Source organism: Neisseria sp. Marseille-Q1983 (assembly GCF_018224585.1).
Taxonomy (GTDB): Bacteria; Pseudomonadota; Gammaproteobacteria; order Burkholderiales; family Neisseriaceae; genus Neisseria; species Neisseria polysaccharea.
The window spans coordinates 34,534-54,271 of sequence record NZ_JAGTUI010000012.1 but is presented as its reverse complement, the minus strand read 5'-3'; the positions used below and the strand labels follow the sequence as shown (position 1 = coordinate 54,271).

The following is a 19,738-nucleotide window of genomic DNA, read 5'->3' as shown; positions in this document are numbered from 1 at the left end:
CGTCTGAAAGCCCTTCAGACGGCATTGCCCGGCTGCGCGGCACAAAGGCGGAAAAACCGTTTGCCCCGTATTTTCAAACGCGTTACACTTGCCGCCGCTGTTTTCAGCCATTTGATTACCCGCAACCGCCGTCATTGCGCCGGCGGTTTGCCTGTCAGCGTCATTGCGCCGCTGTAAATACGAAAGAACACATTATGACCGTATCCCCCGTCGCCTTGCGCCGTAAGACCGAGTGCAAGCCTCATCCCACCGCGCGCTATTGGAAAAAATGCGATGTCGAGGCACTTTTCGGACTGCCGTTTTTAGAACTTGTCCATCAGGCGGCAGAAGTCCACCGCCAAAATTTCAACCCGCGCGAAATCCAGCTTTCCACGCTGTTGTCCATCAAAACCGGCGGTTGTCCCGAAGATTGCGCCTACTGTCCGCAATCGGCGCACCACAACACCAATCTGGGCAAAGAGCAGATGATGGATGTGGATGAAATCGTCGAAAAAGCCAAAATCGCCAAATCGCGCGGCGCAAGCCGGTTTTGTATGGGCGCGGCATGGCGCGGTCCCAAACCCAAAGACGTGGAGACGGTTTCCGCAATCATCAAAGCCGTCAAGGGCTTGGGTATGGAAACCTGCGGCACGTTCGGTATGCTCGAAGAAGGTATGGCGGAAGACTTTAAAGAAGCAGGATTGGATTATTACAACCACAACCTCGACACCGACCCCGACCGCTACAACGACATCATCCACACACGCCGGCACGAAGACCGTATGGACACCTTGGGCAAAGTCCGCAACGCCGGTTTGAAAGTCTGCTGCGGCGGTATCGTCGGGATGAACGAAACCCGCGCCGAACGCGCAGGGCTGATTGCCAGCCTCGCCAATCTCGACCCGCAGCCCGAAAGCGTGCCGATTAACCGGTTGGTCAAAGTGGAAGGCACGCCGCTTGCCGATGCCGAAGATTTGGACTGGACGGAATTTGTCCGCACCATCGCCGTGGCGCGGATTACGATGCCGCAAAGTTATGTCCGGCTGTCGGCAGGGCGCAGCAATATGCCGGAAGCAATGCAGGCGATGTGCTTTATGGCGGGCGCGAACTCGATTTTTTACGGCGACAAGCTGCTGACCACGGGCAATCCGGACGAAGACGGCGACAGAATCCTGATGGAAAAGCTCAACCTGTATCCCTTGCAGTTCGAGCCGGAAGGCGGCGCGGACGGGGCGGAAAAAGCCTCAGGGATTAAAGTGGATTATTGACGATTGCAAAAATGCCGTCTGAAACGCGGATGCCGTCTGAAACCCGGAAAGGTTCGGACGGCATTTGTTCACAGCATTTCCAAAGAATCCTGACGAGCTTCAGACGGCATTTGGAAAAGCCCGACCTGTATCCCTTGCAGTTCGAGCCGGAAGATCGAAAAATGGATTGAAACGATAGTAAAAGACAGGCACTATCGTGTTTGTATCGCTGCCGCCGCATTGGATTGGCGGTCGGCTTTAGAGATGGAGCTTATGGGAATTTGACAGCTTATGCCGGAAAAAATTATCGACTTTCTGATGTTTCTTGACGAACGCCTCCCCTTTGTCAAAAACCGATGGGGGACTTTATTGATGTCGTTGCCGTTTACGCTCCTGCTGCTGATTACCGACGGTAAAACTATCCATATGCTGCTGTCGGAAACATCTTGGGGCGTATGGGCTGTATGCTTCGTATTGGCATTTATATGGTTTTTCTGTCGGACAGACCGTTGGTTGAGGTTTTTACCGTATATCTGTATTGCTAAAATTGCTGTTTCATTCTTGTAGCGGCACGGGCGGAGCGGAAAAAGCCTCGGGGATTAAAGTCGATTATTGATGATTGCAAAAATGCCGTCTGAAACGCGGAAAGGTTCGGACGGCATTTGTTCAGGCGGCATTTTCTTTCGGACATTATTTTGAATATCTTTTTACCGGCGCGTGATGCTGCCGTCGGGCGAGACATCCAGTCCGTTCCCGTTGGGGAAATCGCTGTGGTTCAGATAAATAATCCGCCCGATAACGGTTTTCTCGGGGTCGATTTTTGGGATTTTATCGCCGACTTGAGTGATGGGGATAATGTTGCCGGAAACGAACCGTCCCTGTTTGTCGGTGATGATTTTGAAAATGGGCGCAATGCCGCTGATGCCGGAGGTGTTGATTGCGCCGTAGGTGGCAAAGTTGCCGCCGCTGTAAGAGATGAAGCGGTCGCGGTAAAGTTCGACGGCGCGTGTAACGTGCGGCCCCTGCCCGAATACGACATCCGCGCCGGAATCAACGGCCAGCCTTGCAAACTCAACGACGTTGCCCCTGTTTTCCCCATAGAAGATTTCGGTATCGAACGGCAAATGTTCCGCCTGTTTCCCTTCAGCACCGCCGTGGAACATCACAATGACGATGTCGGCTTTTTGTTTGGTTTTCCGAATCAGTTTTCTAACTTTGGCATAGTCGTTCAGTTTGACGGCGGCAAGGTTGGGGGCGAAGGAGACGAAGCCGTATCTCACGCCGTTTTTCTTCAGGATGGCGGTTTCAAACCTGTTTTCGATGCCCGAATATTTGATGTTTAATTCGTCAAGGTTGCCTGCCGTTGCCGTGATGCCTTGCGCGCCGAAGTCGTTGCTGTGGTTGTTGGCGAGGCTGAGGTAGTCGAATCCCGCGTCGGCAAGGTATTGCCCGTATGCGGAGGGCGTTCGGAATGCATAGCATATTTTGGGGTTTGCACATTTTTTCGGCGTACCGCCTTCGTCAAACAGAGTACCTTCGAGGTTACCAACAGTAATGTCCGCGTCTTGCAAGACGGATTCGACGTTTTTCAGGATATTGGTATCGGGCAGGTAATCGACCGGATAATTGCTGCCGAGCATAATGTCGCCGACCCCGATGATGGAAACGGTATCGGCTGCCTTTCCGTCAGGCGCGTCCTGTCCGTCCGCATCGCCGGTGTTTGAAACGGGCGCGTGGTTTGAACCGTCAATCGGCAGCACGGGGGATTCCGTTCCGGCAGGATGCGCCGAGAGTTTGACCCCGGCGGTTTGCGGTGCGGAAACGGCATAAGGGGCGGGCAGCGGCGGCTCTTTCACATACTCGAGCGCGGTAAAGCCGCTACCGATAACGAGGGCCAAAATTGCGGAAAATACCGCCATCGCCCAGATAAATTTGTCCATAATCAGACCTTTACTGTTCAGACGGCATTTGCCGCACGTTTTGGGGCTTATCTCTCGATTTGCGATACGTCGCGCACCGCGCCTTTGTCGGCGGAAGTCGCCATCGCGCCGTAAGCCCTTAATGCGGCGGAGACGTAGCGGTCGCGGTTTTCCGGCTTCCACGCTTTGCTGCCGCGTGCTTCCATTTCGGCGCGGCGTGCGGCAAGCTCTTCATCGGAAATGGCAAGGCGGATGCTGCGGTTGGGGATGTCGATTTCAATCGTGTCACCTTCGTGTACCAAACCGATTGCGCCGCCTTCCGCCGCTTCGGGCGAGGCGTGTCCGATGGACAAACCTGATGTGCCGCCGGAAAAGCGTCCGTCGGTCAGGAGGGCACAGGCTTTGCCCAAACCTTTGGATTTCAGGTAGGAGGTTGGGTACAGCATTTCCTGCATACCCGGGCCGCCTTTAGGGCCTTCGTAGCGGATGATGACGATGTCGCCTGCCACGATTTGGTTGCCCAAAATGCCTTCGACGGCGGCTTCCTGGCTTTCAAACACGCGCGCGCGGCCGGTGAATTTGAGGATACTCTCGTCCACGCCTGCGGTTTTTACCACGCAGCCGCGCTCGGCGATGTTGCCGAACAAGACCGCCAAACCGCCGTCTTGCGAGTAGGCGTGTGCCACGTCGCGGATGCAGCCTTTTTCGCGGTCGAGGTCGAGGGTTTTCCACATACGGTTTTGCGAGAACGCTTGGGTGGTGCGTACGCCGCCGGGCGCGGCTTTGAAGCGTTCGATGGCGCGGGTGTTTTCAGGGTTGGTTACGTCCCATTTTTCAATCGCGTCTTTCAGCGTCGGCGCGTGGATGGTGTATACGTCGGTGTGCAGCTTGCCCGCCTTGTCCAGTTCTTTCAGGATGGCGAAGATGCCGCCGGCGCGGTGCACGTCTTCCATGTAGTAGTCGTGGTTGTTGGGTGCGGTTTTGCAGATGCAGGGGACGACGCGGCTTAAGCGGTCGATGTCTGCCATTTTGAAATCCACGCCCGCTTCGTTGGCGACGGCGAGCAAATGCAAAATGGTGTTGGTAGAGCCGCCCATGGCAATATCCATCGTCATGGCGTTTTCAAACGCTTTTTTGGTGGCGATGCTGCGCGGCAGCACGGTTTCGTCGTCTTGCTCGTAATAGCGTTTGGTGATTTCGACAATCATGCGACCGGCTTCGAGGAACAATTCTTTGCGGCCGGCGTGGGTCGCCAAATACGAACCGTTGCCGGGCAGGGACAGACCGAGTGCTTCGGTCAGGCAGTTCATCGAGTTTGCCGTAAACATACCCGAACACGAACCGCAGGTCGGGCAGGCGTTTTGTTCGACTTCCTCGACTTGCCGGTTGCTGACATTGTCGTCCGCCGATTCAATCATGGCATCAATCAAGTCCAAGCGGCGTTCGGGTTGAATGTTGGCCACGCCGATGACCTTGCCCGCTTCCATCGGGCCGCCGGAGACGAAGATGGTCGGGATATTCAGGCGCATGGCGGCAATCAGCATTCCCGGGGTGATTTTGTCGCAGTTGGAAATGCACACCAGCGCGTCGGCGCAGTGGGCGTTGACCATGTATTCGATGGAGTCGGCAATCAAATCGCGGCTGGGCAGGGAGTACAACATACCGCTGTGTCCCATGGCGATGCCGTCGTCGATAGCGATGGTGTTGAATTCTTTGGCGATTGCGCCTGCTTTTTCGATTTCGCGGGCAACCAGTTGGCCCATGTTGTGCAGGTGGACGTGGCCGGGCACGAATTGGGTGAAGGAGTTGGCAATGGCGATAATCGGTTTGCCGAAGTCGGTTTCCATCACGCCGGTGGCGCGCCACAATGCGCGTGCGCCCGCCATATTGCGGCCGTGGGTGGAGGTTTTGGAACGGTAGTCCGGCATAGTGTGTTTCCTTGTCTGCTATGCCGTCTGAACGGCAAAAGGCGTTCAGACGGCATTTTTGTTGTGTTTTGAAATGGAAAAAAAAGGTATTTTATACCAAGTATTGATGTTGCGTGAACGTTGCGGAAGGAGGGGCGACGCTTTATCGCGGCGGGGAAATGCCGTCTGAAAGGCGAAACGGCTTCAGACGGCATAATGTCCAAATTTCAGGAAAGGAATAAAACGGCGGCTGCGGCAAGCGCGGCAACCGATAATGCGGCGGCAAGCGCGGCTTTGCCTGCAAAGCGGATTGAGGTTTTGCCTTCGATGTATTTGAAGCTGGTTATCATCGGGAGGACGAGGTTTTTCTTTTTGAACACGCGGTATGCGGCGACGGCGGCGATATGAATGGCGGAAAAAACGGCGAGCAGCTTGAAAAAGTTGAGGTGGATTTTCCGCATAAGGCTGCCCGTATGTTCGGAAACCAAATGGTTGAGGTAGCCGTTGGTGCTGAAGGTGTTTTCATCGGCGGCAAAAAGCCCCGTGCCGACTTGGAAGGACACGGCGGCCAAAAGCGCAACGACCATCAGTGCGCCCAAGGGGTTGTGTCCGGGTTGGACGTGTTCGGGAATACCGTTTTTCAGATAGCCGCGTATGCCTGCCCAGCCTTGGACGAAACGGGAAAAACGGGCGGTATCGCTGCCCCAAATGCCCCAGCAGAGGCGGAATACGAGCAGGAAAAGGACGAACAGCCCGACGCGCGTGTGCCATTGCAGCATATCGCCGCTGGCTTTCGCGCTATACCACATAAAGGGCAGGGACGCGGCAAGCAGCCAGTGGAAAAGGCGGGTGGGGAGGTCCCAGACTTTGGTTTTGTTTTTCATAATCGGTTTCCGGCGGTAGAATCGGTTCGTTTTCGAGCCTTATTTTAACCGATTGGAGGGGCAATGTTTCCCGTTTTTCATCTTTCAGGCGAGAGCCGCCGCCGGATGCTTCAGACGGCATTGCGTTTTCCCCATATTTTCAAAGCCCGTGCGGAAGATTCGCACAAAGGGACTTTCGGAACACTGGCGGTTGTCGGCGGGGCTGCGGGTATGAGCGGCGCGCCCATATTGGCGGCATCCGTGGCGATGTATCTTGGCTGCGGTAAGGTGTGGGCGGGTTTCAATCAGGAAACGCTGCCTTTCGCCGTCATTGCCGGTTTTCCCGAAATTATGTTGGACACGGCAGACGGTTTGACCAAGCGTCAAGGCATAAACGCTTGGACGGCGGGTTGCGGCCTGGGTACGGATAAGGCGGCGGTCGGAACGCTTGCCGGAATTTTGGCGGAACACACGGACAAGCCCGTCCTTTTGGATGCGGACGCGCTGAACATATTATCAACCGATGCCGAAACCCGAAATCTGGCGCGCGGGTGTAAAAACCTGATTTTAACGCCACACCCCGCCGAAGCCGCGCGCCTGCTTGGAACGACGGTTGCACAAGTTCAGGCAGATCGGACGGCAGCAGTGAGAAAGATGGGGGCAATTTTCGGCGCAACCGTGGTTTTAAAGGGGCACAAAACATTGGTTGCCGCGCCCGATACGGAAATCTATGTCAACGAAAGCGGCAACGCGGGATTGGCAACGGCGGGTAGTGGAGACGTATTGGGCGGCATCATCGGCAGTCTGCTTGCACAGGGCGTGCCGGTTTTTGAAGCCGCCTGCGCGGGCGTGTGGCTGCACGGCACGGCGGCAGATGTCATAAAAGAATCGGCAGGCATTACGGCAGGGCTGTTGGCAGGCGAAATCGCCCCGGCGGCAAGGTGGCTGCGCAACTGGATAACTGAACTGGATAACTGAAAGTATAGTGGATTAACAAAAATCAGGACAAGGCGACGAAGCCGCAGACAATACAAATAGTACGGAACCGATTCACTTGGTGCTTCAGCACCTTAGAGAATCGTTCTCTTTGAGCTAAGGCGAGGCAACGCCGTACTGGTTTAAATTTAATCCACTATATGTAAGAAGATGCCGTCTGAAAGGCAAGGGCTTCAGACGGCATCTTCATTTCCCAAATACTGTCCGGTAAAGAGTGGTATAATGTGCAGTTATCTCTTACAGTTTTTGAAAAACATTAATTATGAAACAAATTCGCAACATCGCCATTATCGCCCACGTCGACCACGGCAAAACCACATTAGTCGACCAACTGCTGCGCCAATCCGGCACATTCCGCGCCAACCAGCAGGTTGACGAGCGCGTGATGGACAGCAACGACCTTGAAAAAGAACGCGGCATCACCATCCTCGCCAAAAATACTGCCATCGATTACGAAGGCTACCACATCAATATCGTCGACACGCCGGGACACGCCGACTTCGGCGGCGAAGTAGAGCGCGTTTTGGGGATGGTGGACTGCGTCGTCTTGTTGGTGGACGCGCAGGAAGGCCCGATGCCGCAAACCCGTTTTGTAACTAAAAAAGCCTTGGCTTTGGGACTGAAACCAATCGTCGTCATCAATAAAATCGACAAACCGTCTGCCCGTCCGAGCTGGGTCATCGACCAAACTTTCGAACTCTTCGATAACTTGGGCGCAACCGACGAGCAGTTGGACTTCCCGATTGTCTACGCTTCCGGCCTGTCCGGTTTCGCCAAACTGGAAGAAACCGACGAGAGCAACGACATGCGTCCGCTGTTTGACACTATCTTGAAACACACGCCTGCACCGAGCGGCAGTGCGGACGAAACGCTACAACTGCAGATTTCCCAGCTCGACTACGACAACTACACCGGCCGCCTCGGCATCGGCCGTATCTTGAACGGACGTATCAAACCCGGTCAAACCGTTGCCGTCATGAACCACGAGCAGCAAATCGCCCAAGGCCGCATCAACCAGCTTTTGGGTTTCAAAGGTTTGGAACGCGTGCCGCTTGAAGAAGCCGAAGCCGGCGACATCGTGATTATTTCCGGTATCGAAGACATCGGTATCGGCGTAACCATCACCGACAAAGACAATCCCAAAGGCCTACCGATGTTGAGCGTGGACGAACCGACGCTGACGATGGACTTTATGGTCAACACCAGCCCGCTGGCGGGTACGGAAGGCAAATTCGTAACCAGCCGCCAAATCCGCGACCGCCTGCAAAAAGAATTGCTGACCAACGTCGCCCTGCGCGTGGAAGATACCGCCGATGCCGACGTGTTCCGCGTATCCGGGCGCGGCGAGCTGCACCTGACCATTTTGTTGGAAAATATGCGCCGCGAAGGCTACGAACTCGCCGTCGGCAAACCGCGCGTCGTGTACCGCGACATCGACGGTCAAAAATGCGAACCTTATGAAAATCTGACCGTAGACGTACCCGACGACAACCAAGGTGCGGTAATGGAAGAACTCGGCCGCCGCCGTGGCGAACTGACCAATATGGAAAGCGACGGTAACGGACGCACCCGCCTCGAATACCATATTCCGGCGCGTGGCTTAATCGGTTTCCAAGGCGAATTTATGACCCTGACGCGCGGTGTCGGCTTGATGAGCCACGTGTTCGACGACTATGCGCCCGTCAAACCCGATATGCCCGGCCGCCACAACGGCGTGCTGGTGTCCCAAGAGCAGGGCGAGGCGGTTGCTTATGCCTTGTGGAATCTGGAAGACCGCGGCCGTATGTTCGTATCGCCCAACGACAAAATCTACGAAGGCATGATTATCGGCATCCACAGCCGCGACAACGATTTGGTGGTCAACCCGCTCAAAGGCAAAAAACTTACCAACATCCGTGCCAGTGGTACCGACGAAGCCGTTCGCCTGACCACGCCGATCAAGCTGACGCTGGAAGGCGCGGTCGAGTTTATCGACGATGATGAGCTGGTAGAAATCACACCGCAATCCATCCGTCTGCGCAAGCGTTACTTGAGCGAATTGGAACGCCGCCGCCACTTTAAAAAGCTGGATTGATGTTTACTGGATTAATGTTTAAATGATACGCGATGCCGTCTGAAAAATTTCAGACGGCATTTTATTGGCCGGTATCGGGAAACGGGTTGTCCGATAGCTCATATATTTTCTTAAATAAAATCATTGTATGAACAATAAAAAAGTTTGTACCGGATTATCTGCGGACGGGTGATGCCAGTACTTCCGGTCTCGGAACGGTTGCCGTTTCGGGAAGCCCGCATTTTTAATTTTACGGGGCAATCCGTCAAAATCCGGCGGGCTTGTTTTTCCGGACAATTTTTCAAATACCGAACCTGATCTTGCTTGGGTCATCAACATCCTTGCACGGTTTGTCAAAAAATCTGCCATACAAAGAATATTGTTTACAATATTGTCTAAAAATCTGAACCTGCAAACGCGAAATAAGGTAGAATACGCCCCGTTATTTTACCGTCCAATCCCCATTTACCAAGGAAAAATGATGAGTACTTCATTGAGTTACCGCGATGCGGGCGTCGATATCGACGCAGGCGACCAACTGGTCGAAAACATCAAACCGTTTGCCAAACGCACGATGCGCCCGGAAGTATTGGGGGATTTGGGCGGTTTTGGCGCATTGGTCGAAATTGGCAAGAAATATAAAAATCCCGTATTGGTCAGCGGTACGGACGGCGTGGGTACCAAGCTCAAACTTGCCTTCGATTGGGATAAACATGATACGGTGGGCATCGACCTTGTTGCAATGAGTGTCAACGATATTTTGGTTCAAGGAGCAGAACCTCTGTTTTTCTTGGATTATTTTGCCTGCGGCAAATTGGATGTTCCGCGCGCGACCGATGTCATCAAGGGCATTGCACAAGGTTGCGAAGAATCCGGCTGCGCCCTGATTGGCGGGGAAACTGCCGAAATGCCGGGTATGTATCCCGTTGGTGAATACGATTTGGCGGGTTTTGCCGTCGGCGTGGTGGAAAAAGAGAATGTCATTACCGGCCGCAGCATCGGCGCGGGCGATGTGGTATTGGGTTTGGCTTCCAACGGCGCACATTCAAACGGCTATTCCCTCATCCGTAAAATCATCGAACGCGACAATCCCGATCTGGATGCCGAGTTTGATAATGGCAAAACCTTGCGTGAGGCCGTTATTGCGCCGACCCGTCTGTATGTGAAACCGATTCTTGCCGCTTTGGAAAAATTTACCATTAAAGGTATGGCGCACATTACCGGCGGCGGCATTACTGAAAACGTGCCGCGCGTGTTGCCTGAAAACACGGTTGCACAAATCAATGCCGAATCGTGGGAATTGCCCAAGCTCTTCCAATGGCTTCAAAAGGCGGGCAATGTGGAAACTCAAGAAATGTACCGAACCTTTAACTGCGGCATCGGTATGGTCGTCATCGTTGCTGCCGAAGATGCCGATGCGGTTCAGTCATTCCTGAGCGGGCAGGGCGAGACAGTGTACCGTTTGGGTTGCATCCGCGAGCGTCGGGGTGACGAACATCAAACCCAAGTTGCCTGATTATTCATACATTGAAATGCCGTCTGAAAGCCCTTTCAGACGGCATTTTGCATCTTCCGAACGCGTATCCGCAACACAGTTCTGCAAACCGATATTTTTCCCGGTATAGAGACTTAAAACTTCTTAACTATATTTTAATAATGTTGTAGAATGAGAAAAGCATATAATATAGTTTATTCTTACATCGTATTTATCCCTGTTCCCGAAATGCGGAGGTTTTATGAAGCAATCCGTCCATAATAAAACAATTTTAAGTGTTTTGATTTCATCTATGTCTGTAACGGCTTTTTCCGCCCCCCCCCCCGTGATGGATGCTATTTCAGTCAACCTTGCCGGTTCTACTGACGAACCTATCGGTTTTGAGTTTAATCACGCAAACAACACCGTAACCGGCAATGCGGATATTACGGTCAAACCTGCCGACCCTTCGCAGCATTCGCGCCCGAAAGGGCTGATTATCCGTGGCGACCGTTCGGCAGAAATTCAGGGCAAAACCTCCATCGACATTACCCTTTCCAGTGAGCAAAATTATAATATGTCGCCGGACTCTAACGCGGCTTACGGCATTGCCGTTGGCTACGACTGGGCGGGTGACGGCAAAAATAAAACCGCGTTGACTTTGAAAGGTGATGCGTCTGTCAAGGTAGATAATACGGCAGGTACGGTTTTGGGCTCAAAGAGTTTTGACAAAGCAACCGCACCGTTCGGGCAACAGCTTTCCGGTATCCGTATCGACAGGCACAATACATCCAAGCCCAAAACGGTATTTACCGCCGAAAAAAACCTAACAATTAATGTTGAAGACAAATCAACGGCTAAAATCGGCGATTATCTGACTGGCATCTATATCAACGGCGACGGCGCGGAAGCCAATTTAAAAGACAGCAATATCACTGTAAAAGCAAATGGTAAACATTCCGCAGCACTGAAAATTGGTAAACCAGAATTACCTAACACACTAAAAGCTAACGATTACAAAGGTGCGGTAATCAACTCGACAGGAAATATGGTGCTTGATACGTCAGAAACAAAAGATTCAGCTACGGTGCGCTTATTTGGCACAAAATCCCGTTTAATCGCGGATAGTGAAACCAGCTCAGGAACAATCAAGTCGGGTAATTCCGCTATTGTATTTGATACGCAAGACTATGAAACGAGAGTAACTTATCGTGGTTTCATTTTTCCGATTAGTGATGACGTATCTCGTAACGAACCAAACAAAGATCAAGAAGTGCGCTTAAATAATACCAAAATTTCAACCACTTCTGAAAATGCCTCATTGATTGTCGCGGATGCCAAGAATGTAAACAGCATTGCGGTATCTTTTGCAGGAGGTAAAGTCGCCAGCTGGTTTAACAATGGGGAATTTGTTGCCGAAAATGCAAAATTCTTATTAAAAGGCGCGCAATCTGAAGCAAGGGCAGCAAACAAAGGTTGGTTGGCTGAAACAAAATTAGCAAAAACCAAAGCCTCAGATCTCACTTTTACGCTGGATAATCAGGCAAAAGCGGTCGGCTTGACGCATCAGCATTCAAGGGCGGGCTTAAGCTCTAAGCTTAATGTTGTCGTTGATCATAACTCAACTTGGGAATTAGCACCGAAAGCCGATGAAGCTGTCCAACGTGCGACCGCTTATGATGTGAATCTTGCCAATGGTGGGGTACTGGATGCTTCAAAAAATGTGACTGGAGCAAGCACCGACTATAAAATTCAATTGGTACATAATCACAGCAATGCAAGCATCAGTAAAACAATTACCGATGGAACTATTACCGTTCCCGAAGGATTGTTATTTAACGCAGCCGGTACGCTCATCAAGCCTGATGGGACAGAAAAACCATTTAATTTAAGACTCCCTATTACAGACGGCGTGCTAAAAATTGCGAACGGGACAATAGAATACACATCGGATATTGGAACGATAAAACTGACAAAGGCAAAGTTTAACCTTGAAAAAGGCACATCATTAACAACGCCCGAAGGGACTACGTTGTTATCAAGCGGCACGCTGACCTTATCTGATACGGGCATTTCTTTATCGGGTACAACTTCTGTATTTGAAAAGGGAACTTTCACCAACGGCGGTATCATCACCCTCGCCAATCAATCCTATGCAGACAAACTGACCATTGAAGGGAATTATGTCGGCAATAACGGTACGTTAAAAGTCAATACGGAATGGAACTCGCCGGGCGATGATCAAGGAGGAAATTCTCAATCTGATTTACTGGAAATCACAGGCGATGCCTCAGGAAAAACAACGGTCATTTCAGTGGGTAAAGATGGCAAAGAAAATATTATCGACGGCTCGATCGGCGAACTTTCCGACCGCTACAAACGCAGTGTCGCCGTTGTTAAGGTTTTGGGACAAGACAAGGGGGCGGAAACCGGTAAATTAAATGCCGAAGACGCTAAACATACCTACACAATGCGCGATACTTTTAGCGGAACTGCCAAAACCACAGGAGCGGGCGAAGTGCAATTGGCTTCACGCAAAGATGAGGCGGGCGCGACAGAATACTTCTGGACTTTAACCACGCCGAATCAAGATAAAACCATCATCACGCCAAGTGCGCCGGCTTATACGCTCGTTCCGCGTCAAAACTTGGAATCAGGCTATGCGATGCTGGATACACTTCACCAACGCCGTGGCGAAAACCAAACCCTTTCTTGGGACAGGCAAGGCAGTTATTGGCAGGATGTGGAAAAACAATTTTGGGGGCGCGTAATCGGAAAACACCTCAAACTCGATGGAAAAGAACGTTTTGGTTTTAAAACCAATATGTACGGCTTCCAAGTGGGACACGATTTTGATGTTAAAACCAAACAAGATGATGAGGGCAAACTCACTCGTCGTTTTACCGGCCTGTATTTCGGTGCGTTACGTTCTCTCAGCAAATTCTATGATGAATACCGCGCGAAAAACGGCATCGTGATTGCAGATAAATTAACTTCCCATGTGAAAACTACCGCACTTAATCTTGGTGTCACTGATACGCGTTACAATGAAAACGGCACTTACATTGATTTGGTGGGGCAGCTTTCTTGGTTAAATAACCGTTATTCGGCGATTGACGGTACAGGTGCGAAAAATCACGGCTGGAGAGCTGCCCTTTCAGTGGAAACCGGCCGCCCTTACGCATTAGGTAAAGATAAAACCAACAACGGAGATAGCTGGATTTTAGAGCCGCAATCACAACTGATTGCACAATACTTGCGCTTAAGTGACTTTAACGACGGTACTCGTGCCGTTTCGCAAAAAGGTTACGGTTTGCGCGGCCGTGTCGGTTTCCGTTTGGCGCATAACCAACCGAACGATAAGCAACGCACACGCACCTATTATTTCACCGGCAATATTTGGCACGATTTTAAAGCAAGGGGCAACGCATTAATCGGGTCGGACAAATTAGCCGGGAAGTTTGCCCGCACTTGGTGGGAATTAGGCTTAGGTTCTCAATTCTCCTTAAGTGAAAACACTTACCTTTATGCAGATGCTCGCTACGAAAAATCATTCGATAGCAACAGACATAAAGGTTACCAAGGCACCGTGGGTGTGAAATATTCTTGGAAATAAACCGCCTAAGCCATTCCGTCCGGATTACGGCGGTAATAGCGTACTTAAAGGGACGGCACACCGGATGCCGTCCCTTATATAATGCACCCCGTCAAAGGGGCGCATTGCTTTTTTCCTGACCCGATGCCGTCTGAACGCCTATTCCGGCACAGGTTGGGGGACGTTGTGCCGGATGGCGTAAACGGCGGCCTGCACCCGGCTGCTGAGGTTGAGTTTGCGGAGCAGGTTTTGAACGTGGACTTTGACGGTGGATTCGGCAAGATCGAGGTGGCGGGCGATGATTTTGTTGCTGTGTCCTGCGGCGAGATAGCCCAAGATTTCCAGTTCACGAGGGGTAAGTGAGGAGAGTGCCTGCGTCCCTTGTGTGGGCTGGGGAGAAATCAGGCTTTTGACGAGTTTGGCGGTCATCTCGGGCGAGAATACATTATCGCCATCGGCGGCTTTGCGTATGCTTTCGAGCAGAAAGTCGGCGTTGATGTTTTTCAGCAGGTAGCCGCGCGCGCCGATACGCATACATTCGGTCAAATCGTCGCTGTCTTCGGAAACGGTCAGCATAATCACTGCCTGCTGCGGATTGATGCTGATGATTTGGGAGAGTGCCTCGCGTCCGTTCATACCGGGCATATCCAAGTCGAGCAGGACGACATCGGGTTGCAGCCGGCTGATCATTTTGATGCCCGAGAGTCCGTCTGCGGCTTCGCCGATGACTTCAAAACCGTGTTGGCGCGACAAAAGGGCTTTGATGCCGCTGCGGAAGAGGGTGTGGTCGTCTATCAGGATGATTTTAATGGTCATGGTAGGCTTTCTTTGGGTGCACCCGTCAATGAGACGGTGGTTCCCTGTTGTGCTTGGGAACGGATTTCTAAAACGGCACGGATGCGTTTGGCACGCTCCTGCATGATGTGCAGTCCGACATGGCTGCCCGAAGGTTCTCCAATGTTTTCCGTGTCGAAACCCTGTCCGTTGTCTTGAATGGTCATTGTAAACCTTTCATCCTGTTTAATCAGTCTGAATTTGACATGGGTGGCGCGGGCGTGTTTGCGGATGTTGGACAGGCTTTCTTGAAGGATGAAAATCATTTGGAGCTGCTCGTCCTGTGTAGGCAGGTACGTGCCGTTTTCCCAAGCGGTTTCGACAGTCGTGCCGGTCTGTTGCGTAAAGCGCGAGAATAGGTCGGCAACGGCTTCGGGAAATTCTTTATTGCTGATTTTGGTACGGAAGTTGAGCAACAGTTCGCGGACGTCTTCATAACATTCCTGCACGCCTGTTTTGATGAAGCCGATGTTTTCTGCGGCTTCCTCCCGTTTGTTTTCGGCAAAGGCGGTTTCCAGCATCTGTACCTGTAGGTTTAGGAACGTTAATGCTTGTGCGATGCTGTCATGTAATCCTTGCGCAATCAGGTTGCGTTCCTGCAATACCGCAAGCAGACGTTTTTCTTCTTCCTGTTTTGCGCCGGCAAGCGATACGCCCAATTGCCGAATCAGGGTTTGAAGCAGTGTGCGGTCGTCTCCGGTGAGGGAAATGCCGTCTGAAAAGCTGAGCGAAAGCATGCCCAGTTTCTCGTTTTGATATTCGATGGGGAAAGTTTCGTCATGGTATTTTTCCAAATGATGGGGCTTTTTGCCGTGTTCGGCCGTATGGACGGAAATGTCTGTGTCGGAACCGTTTTCCAGGCAGATGCTGCCGGATTGTGCGCCAACGGCGGGGAGGATGTGGTTCAAAAATTCTTCCGCCGCCTGTCGCGGCGTATAGGATTGATGCAGGTCGCGCGTGGTCCGGTACAGCAAGGTCAGGTTGCGGTTTTGCTTTTCAAGGTTATGGGTCTGTTCGGCAACCTGCCCTTCTAAATTGTCGTACAGGGCTTTGAGTTTGCCGCCCATTTGGTTGAAACACCGCCCGACCTGTTTGAATTCAGGCGTACCGTCTTCGGGAACAGGGATGTCGAAATGCCGCTGACCGATACGTTCCGCACCTTCCCTTAACGCCTGCAGCGGCCGGATAACCCAAATCTGGTGCCAAAACAGCATCAGTACTGACGACACCAGCGTCATCAGCATAATTGCCCATTGAAAACGTCTGAGCCACCATGTGTTTTTTTCGTTGGCATTTTCCAATGCCTGCAAAAACAGTTCGATATTTCCGGCAAAGCGGTAGAGATCGACCTGAGTAGGTCGCCGATAGGACTGGAGCGGGGGGAGAATGTGTGCCTGCCAATCTATAATTAGCATGGATTGTATCAAATCATAAGCAAGAGGGGTGTCCGAAGGAATCAGCGGATGGATTGCATCGCTTTGCGAAATACGCTTCAGGCTTTTTTCAAATTCGGCAACCTGATTGTCTATTTGGGAGCGGGGAGATCCTTCGCCGGCCATATAGGCCAGACGGTATGCCTGCATTCTCAAGTTGCCCGCCTCTTCGATGACGGAGGCGGCGTTTTCCAGACGCAAAGAGAGCAGCAGTGTCAAAACGACAGACAATGCCGCCAACCCGACCCACAGTCCGGTCAGGAGTTTCAGGCGCAGGGAAAGGCTGATGCCGTCTGAAAAACGGGCTGGCAGTATCATGCTCGGCGAAAAATTGTTCTAAATAATGCAAACAATATCATTCTTTGGGATTAGATACAACTGCTCAGAAAGAATTGGTTAAGGAAAACTTAATCCGCACCGCTTCAGTGTTAAATCATGTTATGATAAAATTCAGATAATATGAATTTATTTGTCGTCTGCTTCAGACGGCATTTTGAGTCATTGGGAACGGCAGACTGCAATCATGAAAACCTCGAACTTTTCCAAGAGAACATCCGCAATGAAAACTTTTGCCCTGATACTGGCCGGCGGTCAGGCGAGCCGTATGGGAGGCGAGGACAAGGGGCTTGCTCTTTTGGGGGGTAAGGCGCTGATAGATCATGTCATCGACAGGGTCAGACCGCAGGTCAGCCATATCGCCATCAGTGCCAACCGGAATTTGGAAGAATATGCTCGAAGAAGTCCGCATATTTTTCCCGATGCGCGGCAGTGGCAGCATTTCGGCCCGCTTTCGGCATTGTGTACCGCAGCCAACGATTTGCAGTTGGCGACTGCTGACTGGCTTTTGGTTGTGCCGTGCGATATGCCGTATCTGCCGGACGATTTGGTGGCAAGGTTTGAAACCATGTCGAAACGCACACCGTTGTGCAATGCGTTTTATGTGGAAACACCGGTAACGATGCACTACAACATTATGTATATCCGCCCGCAAATTTTGCAAAGCGCGATTCCCTATCTGTTTTCGGGTATGAAAACATTAAGAAGCTGGTTGCAGCAGCAAAGGGCGCGGCCGGTCAGATTCGAGTTTGACGGGCATTTTGCCGACTTTAACACGCAAATCGACTTGCAGGAGGGATAAGGTCAAGACCGCCGACCGGCGTGGAAAGGTCAGGCCGTACCGGGCGGTTTTTGCCCGAATCGGAGGCACAATGCCGTCTGAAGGCGTTTCAGACGGCATTTTTCGCGGGGAAATGCTACAATTTGCACCATTTTACCGACACAGGAAAACAGGATTATGTTTACAGGCATTGTTCAAGGCTTGGGAAAACTGACGGCAATCCACCGCCCGTCGGAGGCATTTCAGACTTATGTCGTCGAGCTTCCGCAAGAGGCGGCGGACAATCTGCAACGCGGCGCATCGGTTGCCAATAACGGCTGCTGCCTGACGATTATCGAAATCGAAGGAAACCGCGTCAGCTTCGATTTAATGGCAGAAACTTTGGCAAAAACCAATTTAGGGCTGCTGAAGGAAGGCGATTGCGTCAACATCGAACGGGCGGCGCGTTTCGGCGACGAAATCGGCGGACACGTCATGAGCGGACACATTATGGCAACCGTGCCCATTGTCGAAATCGAACGGAACGGGTTCAACCGCACGGTTTGGTTTGCGCTTCCGCACGAACTCAAACCCTATATCCTGACCAAAGGGTTCGTCGGCTTGGACGGTTGCAGCCTGACCATAGGCAAAGTCGAAGACAGCCGTTTCAATGTCCATCTGATTCCCGAAACTTTGGAACGGACGCTGTTCGGCAGCAGAAAGGTCGGCGACAGGATCAACATCGAAATCGATCCGAATACGCAGGCAATCGTCGACACCGTCGAACGGCTGATGGCGCAAAGATATGCAAAGTGAGGTAGAGATGGAATTGAACGAATTTCTCGATAAAGCCTATGCCGTTTTGCGGCGTTTGGATGTCGTGCTTCCGCCCGAACCCGGGCATACCGATTGGAACGCGCTTGCCTTCCGCTGGCAGAGTGCGGGCAAAAAAGGTTTTTTGGAACACTTGCCCGATCCGCACACTTTCCCCTTGGCAAGGCTGGCGGGAGTTGGCAGGCAAACCGAATTGCTGGTGCGTAATACCGAACAATTCATAGCCGGCAGACCCGCGAACAACGTATTGATGAGCGGCGCGCGCGGAACAGGCAAATCCTCGCTTGTCAAAGCCCTGCTGCACGAATATGCGGATAAGGGATTGCGCCTGATCGAAGTCGATAAAAGCGATTTGATCGGCCTGCCGTATCTGTTGACGCTTTTGAAGGAACGTTCGGAAAAATTCATTGTATTTTGCGACGATTTGTCATTTGAAAGCGGCGACGAAACCTATAAGGCATTGAAAACGGCATTGGACGGCGGTCTGTCCCAACGTTGCGCCAACGTGCTGGTGTACGCGACTTCCAACAGACGGCACCTGATGCCCGAATATTTGGATGAAAATGCAGGTACGACAGGCGTGCGCGGAGAAATCCATCAGAAAGAGGCCGTGGAAGAAAAAGTATCTTTGTCCGACCGATTCGGATTGTGGCTCAGCTTTTATCCGTTCGATCAAAACGATTATCTGTCGGCAGTGCAAAGCTGGTTGGAAGATTTTGATGTGTCATATGATGAAGCCGCCCGGACGGCGGCGTTGCAGTGGGCGCAGATGCGGGGCAACCGCTCGGGACGTTCCGCTTGGCAGTTTGCCTGCGACTGGGCGGGCAGGCTGCCGGAACAACGGATGCTGTAAGTTTTTTAGGAATTATTTTAGGCAGGAAGAAAGCCACATTTGCTGCTGTTGCGGTGTGAGGATATGGAAGAAGCGGTGTTGGATTTCCAATTCGTCCACCGCAAAATCCATGCTGGAGTGGTAGCGGCTTTCGACATAATCGCGCGCCTCGTTCCGATTAAAAACATCCGAGGAAATGATTTCGACGACAGACCGGCGGCGGCTGTGTTCGGAATGCATAACCTTCAAACGCGCCCTGTCGCCCGCCATTTTGAAGGCGGTGCGGATTTTACGCAGCTCATTGTGCTGACCCTGTGTCAGCCCGAGCCGGCGTATGTCGCAGTTCGGTTGAAAATCGTTCGGGGGGATATAAGCCGTGGCGGCGTGGGAAAGCTGGCAGGAAAGCAAAGCCATACTTAAAAAAGAGGCGGCAGGTTTGGCAAAACGGCAGGGAGCAGGCAGTGGCACGGCTTTTCCTCTTGTTGGAAATTTTAGGAAATATACTAGATTGACGTGTGAAAGATGGTATTATCGCGGTTAACTTTTGTTAATAATGCGTACGTATGTCTGGCAGGCAGACATAACGGCAGAATCGGAACGTATAGTAGATTAAATTTAAACCAGTACCGCGTTGCCTCGCCTTAGCTCAAAGAGAACGATTCTCTAAGGTGCTGAA

17 protein-coding genes are annotated in these 19,738 nt (G+C 51.9%); 10 read left to right on the top strand and 7 right to left on the bottom strand.

Translation table 11 applies throughout. The features are described 5' to 3' along the window. Nucleotides 1-194: 194 nt before the first annotated feature. The 3 genes from bioB to KEM39_RS04355 all read left to right on the top strand — a co-directional run bounded on the left by bioB (nt 195) and on the right by KEM39_RS04355 (nt 1,793). A complete protein-coding gene (gene bioB, locus KEM39_RS04365) occupies nt 195-1,247 on the top strand; it encodes a biotin synthase BioB (RefSeq protein ID WP_118996848.1) in 1,053 nt (350 codons plus the stop codon). Between the two features lie 11 nt (nt 1,248-1,258). Next, nucleotides 1,259-1,417: a hypothetical protein gene (locus tag KEM39_RS04360; protein WP_155270583.1), complete on the top strand. Its 159-nt coding sequence runs from the start codon at nt 1,259-1,261 to the stop codon at nt 1,415-1,417. Nucleotides 1,418-1,517: 100 nt separating this feature from the next. Continuing rightward, on the top strand, nt 1,518-1,793 hold the full coding sequence (locus KEM39_RS04355) for a hypothetical protein (protein WP_025458391.1): 276 nt from the start codon (nt 1,518-1,520) through the stop codon (nt 1,791-1,793). Nucleotides 1,794-1,933: 140 nt separating this feature from the next. Here the strand turns inward: KEM39_RS04355 and KEM39_RS04350 are convergent, their stop codons facing one another. From KEM39_RS04350 to KEM39_RS04340, 3 genes are all read right to left on the bottom strand, one after another. After that, nucleotides 1,934-3,166, bottom strand: coding sequence for a CapA family protein (locus tag KEM39_RS04350; RefSeq protein WP_118996847.1), 1,233 nt, complete (start codon nt 3,164-3,166; stop codon nt 1,934-1,936). 47 nt (nt 3,167-3,213) lie between these two features. Further along, the gene (gene ilvD, locus KEM39_RS04345) at nt 3,214-5,073 is read right to left on the bottom strand and encodes a dihydroxy-acid dehydratase (protein WP_118996846.1); all 1,860 of its coding nucleotides are present in this window, start codon (nt 5,071-5,073) and stop codon (nt 3,214-3,216) included. Between the two features lie 206 nt (nt 5,074-5,279). Beyond that, complete coding sequence (locus KEM39_RS04340) at nt 5,280-5,936, bottom strand: cytochrome b/b6 domain-containing protein (protein WP_211709648.1); 657 nt, start codon at nt 5,934-5,936, stop codon at nt 5,280-5,282. Between the two features lie 63 nt (nt 5,937-5,999). Here KEM39_RS04340 and KEM39_RS04335 point away from each other — a divergent pair, with 63 nt between their 5' ends. Both KEM39_RS04335 and typA read left to right on the top strand, forming a co-directional pair. Continuing rightward, entirely contained in the window at nt 6,000-6,893 is an 894-nt protein-coding gene (locus KEM39_RS04335) for an NAD(P)H-hydrate dehydratase (protein WP_211709647.1), read from the top strand. A 280-nt stretch (nt 6,894-7,173) separates the two neighbouring features. After that, a complete protein-coding gene (typA, locus tag KEM39_RS04330) occupies nt 7,174-8,985 on the top strand; it encodes a translational GTPase TypA (protein WP_107863230.1) in 1,812 nt (603 codons plus the stop codon). Between the two features lie 120 nt (nt 8,986-9,105). On the opposite strand, the gene KEM39_RS04325 is transcribed toward typA, so the two are convergent. Next, the gene (locus KEM39_RS04325; protein WP_118996843.1) at nt 9,106-9,297 is read right to left on the bottom strand and encodes a hypothetical protein; all 192 of its coding nucleotides are present in this window, start codon (nt 9,295-9,297) and stop codon (nt 9,106-9,108) included. Between the two features lie 148 nt (nt 9,298-9,445). Here KEM39_RS04325 and purM point away from each other — a divergent pair, with 148 nt between their 5' ends. Together purM and KEM39_RS11520 are read left to right on the top strand one after the other, a co-directional pair. Beyond that, nucleotides 9,446-10,480 (top strand): phosphoribosylformylglycinamidine cyclo-ligase, encoded by a 1,035-nt coding sequence (gene purM / locus KEM39_RS04320; RefSeq protein ID WP_118996842.1) that lies wholly within the window; start codon nt 9,446-9,448, stop codon nt 10,478-10,480. 220 nt (nt 10,481-10,700) lie between these two features. Beyond that, on the top strand, nt 10,701-14,054 hold the full coding sequence (locus KEM39_RS11520) for an autotransporter outer membrane beta-barrel domain-containing protein (protein WP_249182595.1): 3,354 nt from the start codon (nt 10,701-10,703) through the stop codon (nt 14,052-14,054). 138 nt (nt 14,055-14,192) lie between these two features. On the opposite strand, the gene KEM39_RS04310 is transcribed toward KEM39_RS11520, so the two are convergent. Together KEM39_RS04310 and KEM39_RS04305 are read right to left on the bottom strand one after the other, a co-directional pair. Continuing rightward, complete coding sequence (locus KEM39_RS04310) at nt 14,193-14,849, bottom strand: response regulator transcription factor (protein ID WP_118996841.1); 657 nt, start codon at nt 14,847-14,849, stop codon at nt 14,193-14,195. Then, nucleotides 14,846-16,618: a histidine kinase gene (locus tag KEM39_RS04305; protein ID WP_118996840.1), complete on the bottom strand. Its 1,773-nt coding sequence runs from the start codon at nt 16,616-16,618 to the stop codon at nt 14,846-14,848. The genes KEM39_RS04310 and KEM39_RS04305 overlap by 4 nt, the downstream gene beginning before the upstream one ends. Before the next feature lie 205 nt (nt 16,619-16,823). On the opposite strand from KEM39_RS04305, the gene KEM39_RS04300 reads away from it, so the two are divergent. The 3 genes from KEM39_RS04300 (at nt 16,824) to KEM39_RS04290 (ending at nt 19,083) form a co-directional block, all read left to right on the top strand. Then, nucleotides 16,824-17,438, top strand: coding sequence for a molybdenum cofactor guanylyltransferase (locus KEM39_RS04300; RefSeq protein ID WP_118996839.1), 615 nt, complete (start codon nt 16,824-16,826; stop codon nt 17,436-17,438). A gap of 156 nt (nt 17,439-17,594) precedes the next feature. Beyond that, nucleotides 17,595-18,212 carry a riboflavin synthase subunit alpha gene (locus KEM39_RS04295; RefSeq protein WP_118996838.1) on the top strand — a complete coding sequence of 206 codons (618 nt, stop codon included), beginning with the start codon at nt 17,595-17,597 and terminating at the stop codon, nt 18,210-18,212. 7 nt (nt 18,213-18,219) lie between these two features. After that, nucleotides 18,220-19,083, top strand: a complete 864-nt coding sequence (locus KEM39_RS04290; protein ID WP_118996837.1) for an ATP-binding protein — start codon at nt 18,220-18,222, stop codon at nt 19,081-19,083. Nucleotides 19,084-19,095: 12 nt separating this feature from the next. On the opposite strand, the gene KEM39_RS04285 is transcribed toward KEM39_RS04290, so the two are convergent. Beyond that, nucleotides 19,096-19,530: a Spy/CpxP family protein refolding chaperone gene (locus KEM39_RS04285; protein ID WP_003751867.1), complete on the bottom strand. Its 435-nt coding sequence runs from the start codon at nt 19,528-19,530 to the stop codon at nt 19,096-19,098. Between the last annotated feature and the right edge of the window lie 208 nt (nt 19,531-19,738).

Coding starts and splice junctions, on each gene's coding strand:
- bioB (WP_118996848.1), top strand. CDS start 195: ATGACCGTATCCCCCGTCGCCTTGCGCCGTAAGACCGAGTGCAAGCCT.
- KEM39_RS04360 (WP_155270583.1), top strand. CDS start 1,259: ATGCCGTCTGAAACGCGGATGCCGTCTGAAACCCGGAAAGGTTCGGAC.
- KEM39_RS04355 (WP_025458391.1), top strand. CDS start 1,518: ATGCCGGAAAAAATTATCGACTTTCTGATGTTTCTTGACGAACGCCTC.
- KEM39_RS04350 (WP_118996847.1), bottom strand. CDS start 3,166: ATGGACAAATTTATCTGGGCGATGGCGGTATTTTCCGCAATTTTGGCC.
- ilvD (WP_118996846.1), bottom strand. CDS start 5,073: ATGCCGGACTACCGTTCCAAAACCTCCACCCACGGCCGCAATATGGCG.
- KEM39_RS04340 (WP_211709648.1), bottom strand. CDS start 5,936: ATGAAAAACAAAACCAAAGTCTGGGACCTCCCCACCCGCCTTTTCCAC.
- KEM39_RS04335 (WP_211709647.1), top strand. CDS start 6,000: ATGTTTCCCGTTTTTCATCTTTCAGGCGAGAGCCGCCGCCGGATGCTT.
- typA (WP_107863230.1), top strand. CDS start 7,174: ATGAAACAAATTCGCAACATCGCCATTATCGCCCACGTCGACCACGGC.
- KEM39_RS04325 (WP_118996843.1), bottom strand. CDS start 9,297: ATGACCCAAGCAAGATCAGGTTCGGTATTTGAAAAATTGTCCGGAAAA.
- purM (WP_118996842.1), top strand. CDS start 9,446: ATGAGTACTTCATTGAGTTACCGCGATGCGGGCGTCGATATCGACGCA.
- KEM39_RS11520 (WP_249182595.1), top strand. CDS start 10,701: ATGAAGCAATCCGTCCATAATAAAACAATTTTAAGTGTTTTGATTTCA.
- KEM39_RS04310 (WP_118996841.1), bottom strand. CDS start 14,849: ATGACCATTAAAATCATCCTGATAGACGACCACACCCTCTTCCGCAGC.
- KEM39_RS04305 (WP_118996840.1), bottom strand. CDS start 16,618: ATGATACTGCCAGCCCGTTTTTCAGACGGCATCAGCCTTTCCCTGCGC.
- KEM39_RS04300 (WP_118996839.1), top strand. CDS start 16,824: ATGAAAACCTCGAACTTTTCCAAGAGAACATCCGCAATGAAAACTTTT.
- KEM39_RS04295 (WP_118996838.1), top strand. CDS start 17,595: ATGTTTACAGGCATTGTTCAAGGCTTGGGAAAACTGACGGCAATCCAC.
- KEM39_RS04290 (WP_118996837.1), top strand. CDS start 18,220: ATGGAATTGAACGAATTTCTCGATAAAGCCTATGCCGTTTTGCGGCGT.